Source organism: Actinoallomurus rhizosphaericola (assembly GCF_024055675.1).
In the GTDB taxonomy this organism is placed as follows: Bacteria; Actinomycetota; Actinomycetes; order Streptosporangiales; family Streptosporangiaceae; genus Actinoallomurus; species Actinoallomurus soli.
Window position 1 is genome coordinate 336,992 of the sequence record NZ_JAMXMW010000009.1, and the last position, 17,187, is coordinate 354,178.

The window sequence follows — 17,187 nt, forward strand, 5'->3', positions numbered from 1 at the left end:
ACAGCAGGTGTCTACTCACAGGAGAATTCGTCTCCCCGCAGTAGACGCCCCAGAAAAAGCCGGCGCCACCCGAGCAGAACCGGACCGGGGAACACCCCGGCTGCCGCGCACCGGAGTCTCGGGGTCAGGTGCCGCTCGCGACGGCGGCGCGCTTCTGGCGTACGTCGTACTCCAGGGCGCGGGCGATCGGCCAGAGCGGGTCGGCGAGCTCCTCGATGCGGCCGCGGTGCTCGCGCCGCTCGCGGCGGCTCAGCACGGTCGACAGCTCGCCGCGGGCGGCCAGGACGAGGGCGGCCGTCGTGCGGCCGTCGGCCTGCGCGGCGGGCCACAGGGCGGCCTTGACCTCCGCCGCGTACCGCTTGACCGGGCGGCGCTCGCGCAGACGGACCCGGTCGGGCAGGATCCGGCGCCGCTCGACCTTGATCCAGCGCTCCTTCTCCAGCTGGTCGCGGACCTCGCGGACGATGCGGCGCTCGTCGGCGCGGACCCAGCGCCGCCAGGACCGTGGCCTCGCGTCGGCGATCCGGCGCAGCACGGCGTCGAGAACCGGGTCGCCCGTCGGCCGGGCGGCGGTGACCTTGGCCTTGCCGTCGTCGTCGGCCAGCCGCTGGTCGAGGTAGAGGTCGGCCAGCGCGGCGGCACGCAGGACCAGGCCGAGCCGGCTGCGCGCGGTCACCCGCTCCTTGTCCGGGTCGTAGGCGAGCAGGTAGAGCCGTGCGGGCAGCGATCGGGGCAGGTTCATCACTCGGATTCCTCCTCCTTCGGAGGCCGTCCTGGTCTCCGCATGCGGCCGGCGTCGCGGGGCATGCGGCCGGCGTCGGTGAGCGCGCGGCGCAGCAGGAACTCGATCTGCGCGTTGGTGCTGCGCAGATCGTCGGCCGCCCACCGCGCCAGGGCGTCGTGGACGGCCGGGTCGAGCCGCAGCAGGACCTTCTTGCGCTCCGTCACTGGTACAGGGAGCCCGTGTTGACGACGGGCTGGGCGTCGCGGTCGCCGCAGAGGACGACGAGCAGGTTGCTGACCATGGTGGCCTTGCGCTCCTCGTCCAGGTCGACGACGTCGTGCTCGGCGAGCTGGTTCAGCGCGCTCTCGACCATGCCGACCGCGCCGTCGACGATGCGCTGCCGGGCGGCGACGACGGCCCCGGCCTGCTGGCGGCGCAGCATCGCCTGGGCGATCTCCGGGGCATACGACAGGCGGGTGATGCGCGACTCGACGACCCGTACGCCCGCCGACTCGACGCGCGCCGCGATCTCCTCGGACAGCCGGGCGGTGATCTCGTCGGCGTTCTCGCGGAGGGAGAGCCGCTCGTCGCCGTGCGCGTCGTACGGGTAGATCCCGGCGATGTGGCGGACGGCGGTCTCGGTCTGGATCGCGACGAACTCCGCGAAGTCGTCGACCTCGAAGACGGCCTTGGCGGTGTCCTCGACCTGCCAGACGACGACGGCGGAGATCTCGATCGGGTTGCCCTCGGCGTCGTTGACCTTGGTCCGCTCGGTCTCGTGGTTGCGGATCCGGGTGGAGATCTTCCGCCGGGTGGTCAGCGGGTTGACCCAGCGCAGGCCGTCCGTGCGGATCGTCCCGACGTACCGGCCGAGCAGCTGCACGACGCGGGCCTCGCCCGGCGCGACGGCGGTGAGCCCGAGGGAGACGAGGGCGGCGGCGACGATGAGGACGATCGCCAGGGCGATCAGTAGGGGCTGGCGGGTGAAGAACAGGGCGACGGCGGCGGCCAGGGCCACGATGACCGCGCCCAGCATCGGCCAGCCCGAGACTCCGGCGGCGGTGCGCTCGCCGACCTTGGGCCTCGGCATCTCGACCTCGGTCACGGCTCCTCCAACGTGCTTAGCGTGAACTATCAAAGTGATATCACTTTAAGCGCGGCGGAGCCTTGGACGCAAGGCGCGGTCCCGTGATTTGGCGGGGACGGGCAGTATTGACCTGTGCGCCTCATCGACCGTCTGCCCAAGGGATCCGACCCCGACGCCGTGTTCGAAGCCTTCAGCGAGTGGGTGACCGAGCGTGGGATCACGCTCTACCCCGCGCAGGAGGAGGCGCTCATCGAGATCGTCTCGGGTGCGAACGTCATCCTGAACACCCCGACCGGCTCCGGGAAGAGCCTGGTCGCGGCCGGGGCGCACTTCGCCGCGCTCGCCCAGGACAAGGTCACCTTCTACACCGCGCCGATCAAGGCGCTGGTGTCGGAGAAGTTCTTCGACCTGATCGACATGTTCGGCAGCGAGAACGTCGGCATGATGACCGGCGACGCGAGCGTCAACGCCGACGCGCCCATCGTCTGCTGCACGGCCGAGGTGCTGGCCAGCATCGCGCTGCGCGAGGGCGCCGACGCCGACATCGGCCAGGTCGTGATGGACGAGTTCCACTTCTACGCCGAGCCGGACCGCGGCTGGGCCTGGCAGATCCCGCTGCTGGAGCTGCCGCAGGCGCAGTTCCTGCTGATGTCGGCGACGCTCGGCGACGTGTCACGGTTCGAGGAGGACCTGACCCGGCGCACCGGCCGTCCCACGGCCGTCGTCACCTCGGCGCAGCGGCCCGTGCCGCTGAAGTACGAGTACCGCGTGACGCCGCTGCACGAGACGATCGAGGAGCTGCTGCACGACCAGAAGGCCCCGATCTACGTCGTTCACTTCACCCAGGCCGCGGCGGCCGAGCGGGCGCAGGCGCTGATGAGCATCAACGTCTCCAGCAAGGCCGAGAAGGAGGAGATCGCCAAGCTGATCGGCGACTTCCGCTTCACGACGAAGTTCGGCCAGACGCTGTCCCGCCTCGTACGGCACGGGATCGGCATCCACCACGCCGGGATGCTGCCGAAGTACCGCCGGCTGGTCGAGCGCCTGGCGCAGGCCGGGCTGCTCAAGGTCATCTGCGGCACCGACACGCTCGGCGTCGGCGTCAACGTCCCCATCCGCACCGTCCTGTTCACCGCGCTGAGCAAGTACGACGGCAGCCGGGTGCGGCGGCTGCGGGCGCGGGAGTTCCACCAGATCGCCGGGCGGGCGGGCCGCGCCGGGTTCGACGTCGTCGGGTACGTCGTGGCGCAGGCCCCCGAGCACGTCGTGGAGAACGAGAAGGCCCTCGCCAAGGCCGGCGACGACCCGAAGAAGCGCCGCAAGGTCGTGCGCAAGAAGGCGCCGGACGGCTTCGTGGGCTGGGACGAGGAGGTCTTCAACAAGCTCATCGCCGCCGACCCCGAGCCGCTGCAGTCGCGGTTCCAGGTCAGCCACGCGATGCTGCTCAGCGTCATCGGCCGGCCGGGCAACGCGTTCCAGGCGATGAAGAAGCTGCTCACCGACAACCACGAGGACCGCGCGAAGCAGCGCCGCCACATCTCCCAGGCGATCGCGATCTACCGCAGCCTGCTGGCCGGCGGCGTCGTCGAACAGCTGGAGGAGCCGGACGAGGAGGGCCGGTACGCCCGCCTCACCGTCGACCTGCAGGAGGACTTCGCGCTCAACCAGCCGCTGTCGACGTTCGCGCTGGCCGCGATGGAGCTGCTCGACCCGTCCTCCCCGTCGTACGCGCTGGACGTGCTGTCGGTCATCGAGTCGATCCTGGAGGACCCGCGCCAGATCCTCGCCGCGCAGGAGAACAAGGCGAAGGGCGAGGCCGTCGCGCAGATGAAGGCGGACGGCGTCGAGTACGAGGAGCGGATGGAGCTCCTCCAGGACGTCACCTATCCCAAGCCTCTGCAGGAGACCCTCGAGGGCGCGTACGAGATCTACCGGCGCGGTCACCCGTGGGTCGCGGACTACCCGCTGCAGCCGAAGTCAGTCGTACGGGACATGTACGAGCAGGCGATGACGTTCACCGAGTACGTCGCGTACTACCAGCTCGCCCGCACCGAGGGCATCGTGCTGCGCTACCTCGCGAGCGCGTACAAGGCCCTGCAGCAGACCGTGCCCGACGCGGTGAAGACCGAGGACCTGCAGGACCTGATCGAGTGGCTCGGCGAGCTGGTCCGCCAGGTCGACTCCAGCCTCCTGGACGAGTGGGAGCAGCTCCAGCATCCGGACACCGCCGAGGAACACACCCGGATCGAGGAGACGCCCACCGTCGTCACCGCGAACGAGCGCGCGTTCCGGGTGCTGGTCCGCAACGCGATGTTCCGCCGCGTGGAGCTCTCCGCCCTGGAGCGGTACGACGAGCTGGGCGAGCTGGACGCGGAGGACGGCTGGGACGCCGACCGGTGGGCCGACGCCCTCGACGCCTACTTCGAGGAGCACGACGAGATCCAGACCGGTCCGGACGCGCGCGGGCCGAAGCTCCTGCAGATCGAGCGGGAGACGGACCTGTGGCGGGTGCGGCAGGTCTTCGACGACCCGGCGGGCCACCACGACTGGGGCATCAGCGCCGAGGTCGACCTGCGCGCCTCCGACGAGGCCGGCCGCGCGGTCGTCCACGTCACCGCCGTCGACCGCCTCTAGGTCGACGGCGTTCGGACCGACCGCGTCCAGACCGAGGGCGCTGGACGGAGACCGGGCGGCGCCCGCCGGTCAGACGGCGGGCGCGACCTCCTCGAACGACCGCTCGGACCCGTGCGGGCGCTCCAGAGCCTCGAGGAAGTCGTGGGCCCACCGGTCCACGTCGTACTCGATGACCCGCTTGCGCAGGGCCCGCATCCGGCGGTGCTGCTCGGCCGGGCTCGCGTTCATGGCGTCCAGCAGCGTCTGCTTCATGCCGTCGATGTCGTACGGGTTGACGAGGAAGGCGCGCTTCATCTCCTCGGCCGCCCCGGCGAACTCGCTGAGCACCAGGCTGCCGCGCAGGTCGGCGCGGCAGGCGACGTACTCCTTGGCCACGAGGTTCATGCCGTCGCGCAGCGGCGTCACGACCATCACGTCCGCGGCGAGGAAGAGGGCGGCCAGTTCGTCGCGCGTGTACGACGTGTGCAGGTAGTTGATGATCGGGGCGCCGAGCTCGGAGTGCAGGCCGTTGGCCCGGCCGATGTACAGCTCGATGTCGTTGCGCAGCCGGCGGTACTCCTCGACGCGTTCGCGGCTGGGCGTGGCGATCTGGACGAACACCGCGTCGCCGCTCTTCAGCCGGCCGTCGCGGAACAGCTCGCTGAACGCCTGCAGCCGCTGGCGGATGCCCTTGGTGTAGTCAAGCCGGTCGACGCCGAGCAGGATCGTGCCCGGGTTGCCGAGTTCCGCGCGGATCTCCGCGGCCCGCTGCCGCACCTCGGGCCGGCCGATCAGGTCGATCAGCTCGTTGACGTCGACCGAGATCGGGTGCGCTTCGGCCCGTACGACCCGGTCGTCGACGAGGATCTCGCCGCGTTGGGTCTTCGCGCCGGCCAGGCGCTTGCAGAGCCGGGAGAAGTTCGCGGCGGCGTCGGCGGTCTGGAAGCCGACCAGGTCCGCGCCGAGCAGGCCCTCGATGATCTGCTTGCGCCAGGGCAGCTGGACGAACAGCTCCATCGGCGGGAACGGGATGTGCAGGAAGAAGCCGATGCGCAGGTCCGGGCGGAGCTCCCGGAGCATCTTCGGCACCAGCTGGAGCTGGTAGTCCTGGATCCAGACGATCGCGCCCTCGGCGGCGACCTCCGCGGCCGCCTCCGCGAACCGCCGGTTGACCCGGACGTAGGCCTCCCACAGCGTCCGCTTGTACACCGGAGTGGCGACCACGTCGTGGTACAGCGGCCAGAGAGTGGCGTTGGAGAAGCCCTCGTAGTAGCGCTCGACCTCCTCCGCGGACAGGCGGATGGGGACGAGGTCCATGCCCTCGGTGCTGAACGGCTCCAGGTCCTCGTCGGGCGCGCCGACCCAGCCGACCCACGCGCCGCCGCGCCGTTGCATGACGGGGACGATCGCGGTGACCAGGCCGCCGGGACTTCGGCGCCAGGACGCTTCGCCGTCCTCGTCGACGACACGGTCGACGGGCAGGCGGTTGGCGACGACAACGAACTCACTCTTCGTAGAGGCTGACACGTTCCCCCTTCTCCCCAAAATTGACTGATTCATCCCATCTAGCCGCATTTCGGGACCACCGTCACATCGTCGGCATCCGCGCGGGTCGCTCACGCCCACGGCCGAGTCGAAATCAGCCTGCGGGGGGAGGACGCGGAGGCCCTCCGGAGCGATCATTCAGATAACGGTCAAGGTCCCTTCTACGTGAGGTCATGATGTGATCACGGGTTTCGTGGCGGAGGCGCGCCGGCTGACGGCCGAACCACTGGAACGGCTGCGGCGCGGCCGGCTGCCGCTGGCGTTCGGCTCGGCCGCGGCGGTGTTCCTGCTGTGGTCGCTGCACTTCTCCGCCCTGGGCGCATCCATCGTCCGGCTGATCAGTGACGTCTCCGCCTCCACCCCTTTTTACCTCGCCGTACTCCGGCTGCCCGCATCGATGTACGCGCCGGCGCCGAACCTCCCGGTCTGGGGATCGCTGCTGCAGGTGTTCGTGGTGTTCGGCGTCGCCGAGACGTACGTCGGCCGGCGCCGTACGCTCACGGTCGCGCTGACCGCGACGTTCCTGTGCACGCTCAGCGGCCGGATCATGTGCTACCTCGGGCCGGGCTCGATCGTCGGCCTGCCGTGGATCTCCCGGTACGTCTCCGACACCGGCCCGTCGGCGGCGGTCGTCGCGCTCGTCGCGTACCTGTGCTGCGTCCGCCGCGCGCCGCGGACGCTGACCATCCTGCTGACCTCGATGGTCACCGAGGTCACCCTGCTGCCGAACCTCGCGGGGCGCGAACACGTCGTCGCCATCGCCCTCGGCCTCATCGCCGCGCTCGCCGTTCCCGCCGCCGACCGCCTCCGCGTCACGGGGGTGCGATCCCCGGGCTCGGGGATCGTCACGCGTGATCACGCTGGCCTACGATGAGGCGCTGGTCCGGCGACGTCAGGGAGGGTCCGCGTGCGCGTCCATCACTTGAACTGCGGCACGATGCGGCCGTTCGGCGGGCGGCTCCTGAACGAGAGCGGCGACCGGACGACGGGGCGGCTGGTCTGCCACTGCCTGCTGATCGAGACCGACGACGGTCTCGTGCTCGTCGACACGGGCCTGGGGACGCAGGCCGTCGCCCGGCCCAGGGACATCCTCGGCCGGCCGTTCGTCGCGATGACCCGGCCGCGGCTCGACGTCGCCGAGACCGCCGTCCGCCAGATCGCGGCGCTGGGCCACACGGCCGCCGACGTACGCCACATCGTGCTGACCCATCTCGACCTGGACCACACGGCCGGCCTGACCGACTTCCCGGAGGCCGAGGTCCACGTGCACGCCACCGAGCTGGAGGCCGCGCGGCATCCGGTGACGTTCGGGGAACGCGAGCGCTACCGGCCGGTGCTGTGGTCGCACCGGCCGCGCTGGGTCGAGCACAGCACCGGCGGTGACCGCTGGCACGGGTTCGAGGCCGTACGCGGCCTGCCCGGCGGGCTGCTGATGATCCCGCTGACCGGGCACACGCGGGGCCACGTCGGCGTCGCGGTCGAGGCCGGCGACGGCTGGCTCCTGCACGCCGGCGACGCCTACTTCCACCACGACCAGGTCGAGTCGGGCGGCTGCCCGCCGGGCCTGCGGCTGTTCCAGACGCTCGTCCAGGCCGATCGTACGACCCGGTTGCACAACGTCGACCGGCTCCGGGAGCTGGCCCGGGCCGGTGACGTAACGATCTTCTCCGCGCACGACCCGGTGGAGCTGGAGGCGCGGAGGGCGGCCGTTCAGGAGCCGTCGCGCAGCTCCGAGAGGCGCCTCGGCTCGTAGGCGATCGCGTCGAAGGCGGCGGTGCAGCCGGCTCCCGTCGGCGACTGCGCCGAGAAGCCGTACGACGGCGTCTCCGAGGCGTACAACGCGAAGTGGCGGATGAGCCGCCAGTACACCCCGTCGGTGGAGGCGTGGAAGGCGTACGCGGCGCCGACCCGGGCCACCCGCAGCCAGACGTGGCCCCCGTCGACGACGAAGGAGTTGCAGTCGTCGGACGTGCCTCGCGTCACCACGGACACCACCATGGGCTCTCGCTGCGGGGACAGTTCGAAGGCGAGCTTGGCCCAGGCACGGTCGTTGAGCCACACGAGCAGCGCGCCCGCGTCGAACGTCGACTCGAAGCCGACCTGGACGCGGGCGCTGAGCAGGAAGTCGCCCTCCGCGCAGGCGAGCAGGTGCGGCGCGTTCAACGTCACGGCCGTACGCTGCGGATCGATGAACAGGTCCGTGCCCGGTCCGGCGGAGATCTCCAGTCCGTCGTCCGTCAACCGGTAGGAACTCACCGGCTCGCCATCCCACCGCAACGACACGGGGATGCGGGGGATGCCGAGCTGCCCGACTGCTTGCGTCACACCGTCTCCTTCGGGTCTGAGAGCCGCCGCGTTTTGGAGCGATCCCAAATCAGAAGGTAGGCCGCGACCGGGGGTTCGTACAGAGTCCGACCGATGCTTACTTCTTGAGCTGATAACGACACTGGGCGACCGGGCCGGTCTTCTTGGTGACGACCTTTCCGTCGACCGTGATGCTGCAGGTCAGGTTCCCCGACGTGGAGCTGGCGAGGACGGCGAGCAGGTGACCGCCCGGCACCTTGGCGGTCTTCTTCCACGGCAGTTTCACGTTCGAGGCGTTGCCGCTGGTCGTGGTGTTGTACAGGATGCCGGGGAGCTCTCCCGACCCCTGCACCTCCAGGACGACCGCGTGCCCGCCGGCGGCGGGTTTGGAGGCGGTGTCCCCGCCGGGCGTCTTCCCGGCGCCGTCGGCCGGCCGGCTCAACGAGCTCTTCGCGTCGTTCTTCTTCGAATCACCGCTGCCGCCGCAGGCGCCGGCCGACGCGAGTATCCCGGCAACGGTGCAGATGATCAGTATTCGCCGCATTCGCCGAAGATTAGTGGCAGCGGCGGGTTAATGGGCCTTTACCCGGCGGCGTCAGCAGGAGGAGGTGTCCGTGCGCGACCGGAGCGGCTTCGTGGCGGTCTCGACGAGCCGGTTGAACCGGGCCAGCATCGTGGCCAGGACACGGACGTCCTCCTCCGGCCAGGCCGCGAGCAGCTGGTGGAAGCTCTCCTGGCGGGCGGCGCTGACCGCGTCCATCCGGCAGCGCCCCTCCGGGGTGAGGTCGAACAGGTGCGCGCGCCGGTCGTCCGGGTCCGGCCGCCGCTCGATCAGGCCGAGCCCCTCCAGCACCTTGAGCTGGCGGCTCATCGTGGCCTTGCCGACCTTGAAGTAGTCCGCGAGGTCGCTGGGACGGGCCGGAGCGCACTCGCGCAGGCCCACCAGCAGCCCGTACGCCGCGGGATCCAGGTCGGGGTGGACCTCGCGCATCATCCCGGCGGACAGCGCCCGCGCGCGGCGCAGCAGCACGCCGAGCTCATGCTCGAGCGCGTTGTACGCCTGATCCTTGCCGGCGTCGGCCGGAACCGGAATCGGAACCGGTGCCATGGAGATCGGTGCTTCGGTCATCGCTCGCTTCCTCGTGCCTGTGCCGTCTCCCTCGATGATCGAGGCGACGGTAAGGATCCACCAGCGCGGGGCTGTTCGTCGAGCCCTTCCGGGTGACAGGTCGGAACGATGACCGGGCCGGGGCGGGCCGGCCCGGTCATCGGGGTCAGCTCGTGGTGTGGCCGAGCCACATGTCGTGCTCGTCCACGTCATGCCCGTTCAGGCTGACCGAACTCGCCACCGGCGCGTACCCGGTCGCGGTGACGGTGTAGTGCCCGCCGGTCAGGTCGGCGAAGGAGTAGCGGCCGTCCGGGCCCGTGGTGGTGACGGCGACGACGTTGCCGGCCGCGTCGAGCAGGGTGACGCGGGCGTCCTCGACCGGGCCGCGCCCGCGCGCCTGGACGGTGCCGGCGATGCGGACGCCCGGCTGCAGCTCGACGTCCTGCCGGGTCACCTTCGAGACGCCGTCGCCGCCGACCTCGGTGAGCAGCGCGGCCGGGCGGTGCCCCTCGGCGCTGACCGCGACGGTGTACGTACCGGCGACGACCTGGTTGAAGGAGTAGCCGCCGTCGGCACCGGTCAGGCCGTTCGCGACGACCTCGCCGCGAATGTCGGTCACGACGACCATCGCGCCCGCGATGGCCGAGCCGTTCGTGTCGCGCACGGTCCCGGTGAGCCCGCCGTTGCCGGAGAGGACCAGGTCGTAGTCGAGCGGCTGGTCGCCGGTCACCAGGGTGGCGGCCTGCGGGTCGTGGTCACCGGCCGCGGCGATCAGCACGTACGTGCCGCTGCCGGGGGTGCCGACCTCGTACCGGCCGTCCGTCCGCGCCGTCGCGCGGCCGATCTGGCGGCCACGGATGTCGATCAGCGTGATCGCCGCGTGCGGCACCGGGCTGCCGTCGGAGCCGCGGATGTAGCCGCGGATCACGCCGCCGCCCGCCGGCGACCCGTTCCCGTTGAGCGGGGCCGGCGTCTCGGTCAGGCTCGCCACGGGCGCGGCCGAGGCGGTCGTGCCGTACTGCGCCGCCGCCGCCTCGGCGACGGCCGGGCCCGCGCCGGGCTGGGTGGCGAAGGGGCGCGTCGCGCCGGGACGGCCGTCGTACGAGCCGTTGCCGTTCCCCGCCATCGCGGCGGTCGCGGCGGCGGGCTGCCACTCCTCACGCCGGGCGTGCTGGCCGCGCGGGGCGGCCTGGGCGACCGAGGCGGCCTGGGCCACCAGGGCGGGCTCGGCCACCGGGGCGGGCTCGGCCTTCTGCTCCTCGAGGCGCGAGGTGCGCAGCGGCACCTCCTTGATGAACAGGATCGCGATCAGCGCGACGAACGCACACGGGGCGGCGAACAGGAACACGTTGCCGATGCCGTGGCCGAAGGCCGCCTCGACGACCGCGCGGATCGGGGCGGGCAGCTTGGACAGGTCGGGAATGGACTCGCTGCCGCCGCTGGAGGCGGCCTGGTGGATGCCGAGGCGGGCCAGGCCGTCCGCCGTGTAGTGGGTGACCCGGTTGGACAGCAGCGCGCCGAGCGCGGAGACGCCCATCGCGCCGCCGAGCGTACGGAACAGCGAGACGGAGGAACTGGCCGCGCCCATCTGGTCGTTGCGCACCTGGTTCTGCACGGCCAGGACGGTGTTCTGCATCGTCGTGCCGAGGCCGACGCCGATGAAGAACATGAAGATCGAGACTTCCCAGTACGCCGTGTCGTGGCGCAGCATGCTCATGAGGCCGTACCCGGCGGTCAGCAGGATGCCGCCCGCGACCATGAAGCCCTTGTACCGGCCGGTGCGGCTGATGATCCGCCCGGCGATCGTCGACGCCAGGGCCAGACCCGCGATCATCGGCAGGGTCATGAGGCCCGCCTTCGTCGGCGAGTCGCCGCGGGCGAGCTGGAAGTACTGGCTGAGGAAGGTCGTCGCGCCGAACATCGCGACACCGATGAACAGGCTCGCCACGACGGCCAGGCTCATGGTCGGGTTGCGGAACAGCGGCAGCGGCAGGATCGGCTCGGCGGCCCTGCTCTCCGCGAACACGAAGATCGCGGCGATGACCAGCGCGCCGATGACCATGACGGCGGTCTGCCAGGACAGCCAGTCGTACTTGGTGCCGGCGAAGGAGACCCAGATCAGCAGCAGGGACACGGAGGCGGTCAGCAGCGTGGCGCCGAGCCAGTCGACCTTGACCTGCCGCTTCCGGTCCGGCAGGTGCAGGGTCTTCTGCAGGACGATCAGAGCGATGACCGCGAAGGGCACGCCGACGTAGAAGCACCAGCGCCAGCCGAGCCAGGACGTGTCGACGATGACGCCACCGATCAGCGGGCCGCCGATCGTGGCGAGCGCGAAGACCGCGCCCATGTAGCCGGAGTAGCGACCGCGCTCACGCGGCGCGATCATGACGGCCATGATGGTCTGGGCCAGGGCGGTCAGGCCGCCGGCGCCGAGACCTTGCACCACTCGGGCGGTGATGAGCATCCCGGGGTTCTGCGACATGCCGGCGATCGCCGACCCGGCGACGTACACGATCAGGCCCAGCTGGATGAGGAGCTTCTTGCTCATCAGGTCCGCGAGCTTGCCCCAGATCGGGGTGGAGATCGTGGTCGCGAGCAGGGTCGCGGTGATCACCCAGGTGTAGGCGGTCTGGCTCGCGTGCAGGTCGGCGGTGATCGTCGGGAGCGCGTTCGACACGACGGTCGAGGACAGGATCGCGACGAACAGGCCGAGCAACAGGCCGGACAGCGCTTCCATGATCTGCCGATGCGACATCGGGGCGTCCGCTCCGTGGCCGGGCGCCCGCGCCTCGGCCGGTGCTGCGGTTGTCATCAAGTTCCTTTCGCTCCCCTTCCCGTACAGGGGTGGGGGTCGTTCGTTCGGTGACCGCGCGATCGCGTCCGCGCGGAAGATAGTGGGGGCCTCGCCCAGGCCGGTCCGAAGCGGGGGTACGAGAGTGACCGGGAGAGGAGGCGGGGGCAGTTGCTTGCCTGAAGCAACTATAACCCCACTTGGTTGCCCTAAGCAACCTATTGCCGAGACGAATGCCCCTGAACCCATCGATCGAGGGGGCAGGTGGCGGAACGCGCGACGACCGGAGTCGGTCAGAGGGGCTCGCCGGCGAGCCCGGCGAGGGACAGCCGCTGCGTGAGCCAGAGGTGGAAGGACCCGGCCAGACCGAGCCAGATGGTCGCGGACGCCGCGAACTGCTCACGCGTCACGCCGCCGTCGACGCGCATCATCGCCTCGGTGACGATGACCACACTGCCGTCGTCATCGGTGGCGGTATAGCTCTTCAGCCCGGTGGTGTCGCGGTTCCACTCGTCGAGGGCCGCACAGAGCGCCGGCTTGTCCTCGACGCTGAAGTAGTGGTCATAGATCGTACGGGCCGAGAAGACCTCGTCCTCGTCGTGGATGGTGAAGAAGAGGCTGAAGCAGGGCCAGCGCGTGCCCAGGCGGCCGCGGGTGTCCCGGAACGAGCTGACCTCAAGCCGGTCCAGCACCTCTTCCAGCAGCTCGATGTCGGGCCTGACCACACACGGGTGGGAACCGCTGGAGGACGGGGTACTCGGAGGTTCGGCTTCCATGCGTGACTCCCTTCTCGCGGACAGTAGTCAGATTGTGCCGCACCGACGCCTTTCAGGACGCGTTACCGGAACTTTGTGTGGCGGAGCCCACGACCACCCGGCGGGGCCGCCGTCCCGCCGGGTGGTCGTGGTGCCGACGCTGCTCAGTGCTGGTTGGGCGCGAGGCAGAGCACGTAGCCGTCCTTGCTGGTGCCCTTCCAGAAACGGACGGTCGCCGAGGGGAACTGGCCGCAGATCCCCTTGCCGCCGTCGCTGGGGAGGTTCTCCCGGATGTTCAGGCTGAGCTTCGAGATGTGCTCGACCTTGCCGACGACCTTGTAGGTGGCCGCCGGGTCCGTGCACTTCACGATCTTGATGCTGTCGTCCTTGCTCTGGGTCGCCCCGCTCGTCACCCGGTGGACGCAGTCCCCGACGGCCGCGTCCTCACTGTGCGACGAGAGCCGGCCGGCCACGATGATCCCGATCAGCACGACCAGCGCCAGCGGCAGGACGATCAGCGCGCGCTTCCGGCGCCTGGCCGCGTCCGGCCCTCCGGGCGGCCCGTACGGCGAAGGCGCCCCGTAGGGGCTGGGCGGATACGGCCCGGCCGGCGGGTACGGGGCCTGCCCACCGGGCTGCCCATAGGGAGCCTGCCCACCGGGCTGACCGTACGGTGCCTGGGCGCCAGGTTGGCCGTACGGGGCCTGCGCTCCCGGCTGACCGTAGGGGGCCTGAGCACCGGGCTGGCCGTACGGGGCCTGCGGGCCGGCCGGGCCCGCCATGCCGGGGCCGGGTACGCCGGGAGGAGGAGGCTGTGTCCCGTACGGTGCGGGCCCCGGCCCGGGCGTCCCGGGCGACGGCACCGGGGACGGCTGCCAGTTGGGCGAAGGCGGCTGGCCGTACGGCTCGGACATCGTTCCTCCTGGTCGGGGCGCCGGGAAGCCGCTGACCGCGAGCCCTCCCGAGATGACCGTCCCGGCCGCGCTCGCCGAGCGCCTCACGCCAGGACCGACCGAATTGTCCCATGATCGGTCCGCACACGATCACATCGTCGCGCACACGCCCCTGCCCCTCCTGCGCACGACCGCCCCCCGGCGGCACGCGCCGACGGCCCGGCGGCGTAGGGGACGGCCCGGCGGCGTAGGGGACGGTCTGGCATTACCTCGCGCGTAATCGCCGTCCGTACCTCCCGCGCGCCATCCTTTGAATCGCCCGCGGCGGACCTGGCCGCGGTTCACGACGAAGGAGGAGAACCATGGCCGGATACGCCGTCGGACACCTGCACGACGTCGTCGCGGGTCCGGGGATCGTCGAGTACCTCGAGCGGATCGACGCGACGCTGGAGCCGTACGGCGGCCGGTTCGTGATCCACGGCGCCAGGCCCGACGTGCGGGAGGGCGACTGGTCGGGCGACCTGATCCTCATCGAGTTCCCCGACCTGGACAGCGCGCGTGCCTGGTACGACTCGCCCGCCTACCGCGAGATCATCCCGCTGCGCGCCGACAACTCGCGCGGCGCCATCCTGCTCATCGACGGCGTCGGCGACGACCACCGCGCCACCGACGTCCTGTCCTGACATCGATCTTCAGCGAGGTCGCGGGAACCACAGCCGCCCCGAGCGTGTCGAAGAGGGGTCCGGAACGCCTCGGGCGGCCCACCCGACGACCATGGAGGATCCTCCCCAGTGACGCAGACCCCCCTTCGCCTCGCAGGAGCGCTCGTTCTGACGACCGCGCTGGCGCTCTCGGCCGCCGCGTGCGGCAGCGGGGACAAGAAGGCCGCGTGCGAGAAGCTGCAGAGCACCATCCAGGAGACGACGCGTACGGGGATGACCCAGATCAACGATCCGAACGCGCTGGCACAGACGTACGCCAACGCCGCGGCCAAGATGCGCCAGCAGGGCAAGGACTCCGGTGATGGCAAGGTGCAGAAGGCGGCGGACCACGCGGCCTCCGCGATGGAGCAGCTCGCCGGGCAGATGAGGCAGACGGCGAGCGGGAACCCGCAGATGCCCGACACTTCGAACATCATCAACTCGGGCAAGGAGCTCAAGCAGGCCTGCGGCTGATCGCGTCGAGATCCTGACGGGACGAACGCGCCGGTGCCGAATCGCGTACCGGCGCGTTCTCCCTTGTCGAGCCTTGGTGAACCGCCAACGTTCGTCCGGGTTCGTGCGGGTATCTCTTCGTACACCGAGGTATGCCGGACCGAAGGATGAGCGCCTTATGGCCAGTGCCGGCTCCGCATGGGAGCGCCGCCGTGTCCTGGGCCTGCCCGCCGTGGCGGCCGGGGGCATGCTGGTCTCCTCCGCCCACGCCCGTACGCCGGCCGCCGTCGCCGCTCCGGCGGAGGAGGTGCCGCCGACCGAGGACCTCATGCGCGAGCACGGCATCCTCAAGAGGGTCCTGCTGATCTACCAGGAGGCGGAGCGGCGGCTGCGGAACGGGACGCGCCTCCCGCCGGAGGCCCTGCACGACTCCGCCGACATCATCCGGACGTTCATCGAGCAGTACCACGAGCACCTCGAGGAGACGTTCGTGTTCCCGCGCCTGCGGAAGGCGGGCAAGCTGGTCGACACGGTGCAGGTGCTGAAGACCCAGCACGACAAGGGCCGGATCCTCACCGGCCGGATTCTCGCCGGCGCCACCGCCCAGGGCCTGGCGGACGCGCGCACGCGCGACCGGGTCATCGGCGCCATGAGGTCGTTCGACCGGATGTACTCCCCGCACGAGGCCCGCGAGGACACCGTGGTGTTCCCGACGTTCCGCGACATCATGCCGGCGCGGGAGTTCGCGGAGATGGGCGAGCGCTTCGAGGACGAGGAGCACCGGCGGTTCGGCGCGGCGGGCTTCACCGGCGTCGTCGACCGCGTCGCCGGCATCGAGAAGGAACTCGGCATCTACGACCTGACCCAGTTCACCCCGCACGTCTGACGTCGGGCGCTCGGTCAGCGCCGGGATGGACAATGCCATGAGCCGCCAGTCGGTCCGTCCAGGGCTCCCGGTACGGCGGCAGGCGGGATGATGACGGGCATGGCACTGTCGACGGCGTTCACAGAGAAGTTCGGAACGGAGCACCCGATCGCGCTGGCCCCGATGGGCGGGTCGGCCGGCGGTGCGCTTACCGCGGCGGTCTCCAACGGCGGGGGCCTGGGGCTGCTGGGCGCCGGCAACGGGGATCGGGACTGGCTGGCTCACGAGTTGCCGATCGTCGCGGAGGGCACCGAGAAGCCGTGGGGGGTCGGATTCCTGACCTGGGCGATCGATGTCGGCGCGGTCGAGCGGGTGCTGGAGTGGGGCCCCAGTGCGGTGATGCTGTCCTTCGGCGACCCGAGTCCATTCACCGACCGCGTCCGCGCGGCGGGTGCGGCACTGATCCTCCAGGTCACCGATCTGGAGGAGGCCCGGCAGGCCGTGGACCTGGGCGCCGACGTCATCGTGGCCCAGGGCACCGAGGCTGGTGGACATGGCGCCCGGCGCGGACGATCGACGCTTCCGTTCGTGCCCGTCGTCGTCGACCTGGCGGCACCCGTGCCGGTGCTGGCCGCCGGAGGAATCGCCGACGGGCGCGGTGTGGCCGCGGCCCTGGCGCTGGGTGCGGCCGGAGCCCTCATCGGCACCCGCTTCCAGGTCACCGCCGAGGCCCTCGTCGACCCGTCGATCACCAAGGCGATCATCGAAGGCCGCGGGGAGGACACCGAGCGCAGCAGGGTGCTGGACATCGCTCGAGGCTCGCGGTGGCCCGCGAAGTACACCGCTCGGACCCTCGACCACCCCTACCTCGACCGGTGGCGCGGCAGGGAAGCGGAGCTCGCCGCCGATCCACAGGCCAGGCAGGCTTACCAGGACGGCGTGGCGCGAGGCGATCTACCGGCACTGCCGGTGTGGGCCGGCGAGGCCATCGACCTCATCAACGACCTGCCGTCCGCGACCGACCTCGTCGGTACCCTCGCCGCTCAGGCTGAGGAGGCATTGTCCCGAGCCGGTAGGCGCTGAGGAGCCGGACCGAGATGACGGTGTCACTCTGGGCTGAGTGGACACCGCGGGGCGCGATGCCTCGCGCCGGCGCGTTCCAGCGCGCGAAACGCGTGCGGTAAAGACCTACGGAATGCACGCGGTGCGGAATAGCCCCTGAAACGCAGGAAAGCCCGCCGGCGTTAGCCTGGCGGGCTTTCCTGATCTATGTAAGTGTCCGGCGGCGTCCTACTCTCCCACACCGTCTCCAGTGCAGTACCATCGGCGCTGAAGGGCTTAACTACCG

The 17,187-nt window shown here is 70.8% G+C and carries 17 protein-coding genes and 1 rRNA gene; 7 read left to right on the forward strand and 11 right to left on the reverse strand.

Going from position 1 to position 17,187, the window contains the following annotated elements; genetic code table 11:
- Positions 1-124: 124 nt before the first annotated feature.
- Genes NE234_RS22095 through NE234_RS22105 form a run of 3 tightly spaced genes read right to left on the reverse strand, consistent with a single transcriptional unit; the run spans position 125 to position 1,814 of the window.
- Positions 125-742: a GOLPH3/VPS74 family protein gene (locus tag NE234_RS22095; protein WP_252782380.1), complete on the reverse strand. Its 618-nt coding sequence runs from the start codon at positions 740-742 to the stop codon at positions 125-127.
- The gene (locus NE234_RS22100) at positions 742-948 is read right to left on the reverse strand and encodes a hypothetical protein (RefSeq protein WP_252782381.1); all 207 of its coding nucleotides are present in this window, start codon (positions 946-948) and stop codon (positions 742-744) included. Before NE234_RS22100 ends, NE234_RS22095 begins: the two co-directional genes overlap by 1 nt.
- Positions 945-1,814: an SPFH domain-containing protein gene (locus NE234_RS22105; RefSeq protein WP_252782407.1), complete on the reverse strand. Its 870-nt coding sequence runs from the start codon at positions 1,812-1,814 to the stop codon at positions 945-947. Before NE234_RS22105 ends, NE234_RS22100 begins: the two co-directional genes overlap by 4 nt.
- Positions 1,815-1,943: 129 nt before the next feature.
- Between NE234_RS22105 and NE234_RS22110 the strand changes: the two genes are divergently transcribed.
- Entirely contained in the window at positions 1,944-4,445 is a 2,502-nt protein-coding gene (locus NE234_RS22110) for a DEAD/DEAH box helicase (RefSeq protein WP_252782382.1), read from the forward strand.
- A gap of 69 nt (positions 4,446-4,514) precedes the next feature.
- On the opposite strand, the gene NE234_RS22115 is transcribed toward NE234_RS22110, so the two are convergent.
- A complete protein-coding gene (locus NE234_RS22115) occupies positions 4,515-5,951 on the reverse strand; it encodes an alpha,alpha-trehalose-phosphate synthase (UDP-forming) (RefSeq protein WP_252782383.1) in 1,437 nt (478 codons plus the stop codon).
- A gap of 196 nt (positions 5,952-6,147) precedes the next feature.
- Here NE234_RS22115 and NE234_RS22120 point away from each other — a divergent pair, with 196 nt between their 5' ends.
- Positions 6,148-6,843 carry a hypothetical protein gene (locus NE234_RS22120; protein WP_252782384.1) on the forward strand — a complete coding sequence of 232 codons (696 nt, stop codon included), beginning with the start codon at positions 6,148-6,150 and terminating at the stop codon, positions 6,841-6,843.
- A gap of 33 nt (positions 6,844-6,876) precedes the next feature.
- Complete coding sequence (locus NE234_RS22125) at positions 6,877-7,722, forward strand: MBL fold metallo-hydrolase (RefSeq protein WP_252782385.1); 846 nt, start codon at positions 6,877-6,879, stop codon at positions 7,720-7,722.
- Here the strand turns inward: NE234_RS22125 and NE234_RS22130 are convergent.
- The 6 genes from NE234_RS22130 to NE234_RS22155 form a co-directional block, all read right to left on the reverse strand.
- Entirely contained in the window at positions 7,680-8,294 is a 615-nt protein-coding gene (locus NE234_RS22130) for a DUF1349 domain-containing protein (RefSeq protein WP_252782386.1), read from the reverse strand. The two genes, NE234_RS22125 and NE234_RS22130, sit on opposite strands and share 43 nt — an antisense overlap.
- A gap of 97 nt (positions 8,295-8,391) precedes the next feature.
- The gene (locus NE234_RS22135; RefSeq protein WP_252782387.1) at positions 8,392-8,817 is read right to left on the reverse strand and encodes a hypothetical protein; all 426 of its coding nucleotides are present in this window, start codon (positions 8,815-8,817) and stop codon (positions 8,392-8,394) included.
- A gap of 51 nt (positions 8,818-8,868) precedes the next feature.
- Complete coding sequence (locus NE234_RS22140) at positions 8,869-9,402, reverse strand: MarR family winged helix-turn-helix transcriptional regulator (RefSeq protein WP_252782388.1); 534 nt, start codon at positions 9,400-9,402, stop codon at positions 8,869-8,871.
- A 145-nt stretch (positions 9,403-9,547) separates the two neighbouring features.
- Positions 9,548-12,193, reverse strand: a complete 2,646-nt coding sequence (locus NE234_RS22145) for an MFS transporter (RefSeq protein WP_252782389.1) — start codon at positions 12,191-12,193, stop codon at positions 9,548-9,550.
- Positions 12,194-12,465: 272 nt separating this feature from the next.
- A complete protein-coding gene (locus NE234_RS22150; RefSeq protein ID WP_252782390.1) occupies positions 12,466-12,948 on the reverse strand; it encodes a YbjN domain-containing protein in 483 nt (160 codons plus the stop codon).
- 143 nt (positions 12,949-13,091) lie between these two features.
- Positions 13,092-13,841 (reverse strand): LppU/SCO3897 family protein, encoded by a 750-nt coding sequence (locus tag NE234_RS22155; RefSeq protein WP_252782408.1) that lies wholly within the window; start codon positions 13,839-13,841, stop codon positions 13,092-13,094.
- A gap of 341 nt (positions 13,842-14,182) precedes the next feature.
- On the opposite strand from NE234_RS22155, the gene NE234_RS22160 reads away from it, so the two are divergent.
- The 4 genes from NE234_RS22160 (at position 14,183) to NE234_RS22175 (ending at position 16,922) form a co-directional block, all read left to right on the forward strand.
- Positions 14,183-14,503, forward strand: a complete 321-nt coding sequence (locus NE234_RS22160; RefSeq protein ID WP_252782391.1) for a DUF1330 domain-containing protein — start codon at positions 14,183-14,185, stop codon at positions 14,501-14,503.
- A gap of 108 nt (positions 14,504-14,611) precedes the next feature.
- Positions 14,612-14,995, forward strand: coding sequence for a hypothetical protein (locus NE234_RS22165; protein WP_252782392.1), 384 nt, complete (start codon positions 14,612-14,614; stop codon positions 14,993-14,995).
- Between the two features lie 157 nt (positions 14,996-15,152).
- Positions 15,153-15,860 (forward strand): hemerythrin domain-containing protein, encoded by a 708-nt coding sequence (locus NE234_RS22170; protein WP_252782393.1) that lies wholly within the window; start codon positions 15,153-15,155, stop codon positions 15,858-15,860.
- A 99-nt stretch (positions 15,861-15,959) separates the two neighbouring features.
- Entirely contained in the window at positions 15,960-16,922 is a 963-nt protein-coding gene (locus NE234_RS22175) for an NAD(P)H-dependent flavin oxidoreductase (protein ID WP_252782394.1), read from the forward strand.
- Positions 16,923-17,116: 194 nt separating this feature from the next.
- Here the strand turns inward: NE234_RS22175 and rrf are convergent.
- Positions 17,117-17,187: ribosomal RNA gene (rrf, locus tag NE234_RS46265) — 5S ribosomal RNA — on the reverse strand; the annotation flags it as partial.

What these genes read in the sequence shown, in the direction of transcription:
- NE234_RS22105 (WP_252782407.1), bottom strand. Translation starts at nt 1,814, where the DNA reads ATGCCGAGGCCCAAGGTCGGCGAGCGCACCGCCGCCGGAGTCTCGGGC.
- NE234_RS22160 (WP_252782391.1), top strand. Translation starts at nt 14,183, where the DNA reads ATGGCCGGATACGCCGTCGGACACCTGCACGACGTCGTCGCGGGTCCG.
- NE234_RS22175 (WP_252782394.1), top strand. Translation starts at nt 15,960, where the DNA reads ATGGCACTGTCGACGGCGTTCACAGAGAAGTTCGGAACGGAGCACCCG.
- NE234_RS22150 (WP_252782390.1), bottom strand. Translation starts at nt 12,948, where the DNA reads ATGGAAGCCGAACCTCCGAGTACCCCGTCCTCCAGCGGTTCCCACCCG.
- NE234_RS22135 (WP_252782387.1), bottom strand. Translation starts at nt 8,817, where the DNA reads ATGCGGCGAATACTGATCATCTGCACCGTTGCCGGGATACTCGCGTCG.
- NE234_RS22095 (WP_252782380.1), bottom strand. Translation starts at nt 742, where the DNA reads ATGAACCTGCCCCGATCGCTGCCCGCACGGCTCTACCTGCTCGCCTAC.
- NE234_RS22145 (WP_252782389.1), bottom strand. Translation starts at nt 12,193, where the DNA reads ATGACAACCGCAGCACCGGCCGAGGCGCGGGCGCCCGGCCACGGAGCG.
- NE234_RS22155 (WP_252782408.1), bottom strand. Translation starts at nt 13,841, where the DNA reads ATGTCCGAGCCGTACGGCCAGCCGCCTTCGCCCAACTGGCAGCCGTCC.
- NE234_RS22170 (WP_252782393.1), top strand. Translation starts at nt 15,153, where the DNA reads ATGGCCAGTGCCGGCTCCGCATGGGAGCGCCGCCGTGTCCTGGGCCTG.
- NE234_RS22140 (WP_252782388.1), bottom strand. Translation starts at nt 9,402, where the DNA reads ATGACCGAAGCACCGATCTCCATGGCACCGGTTCCGATTCCGGTTCCG.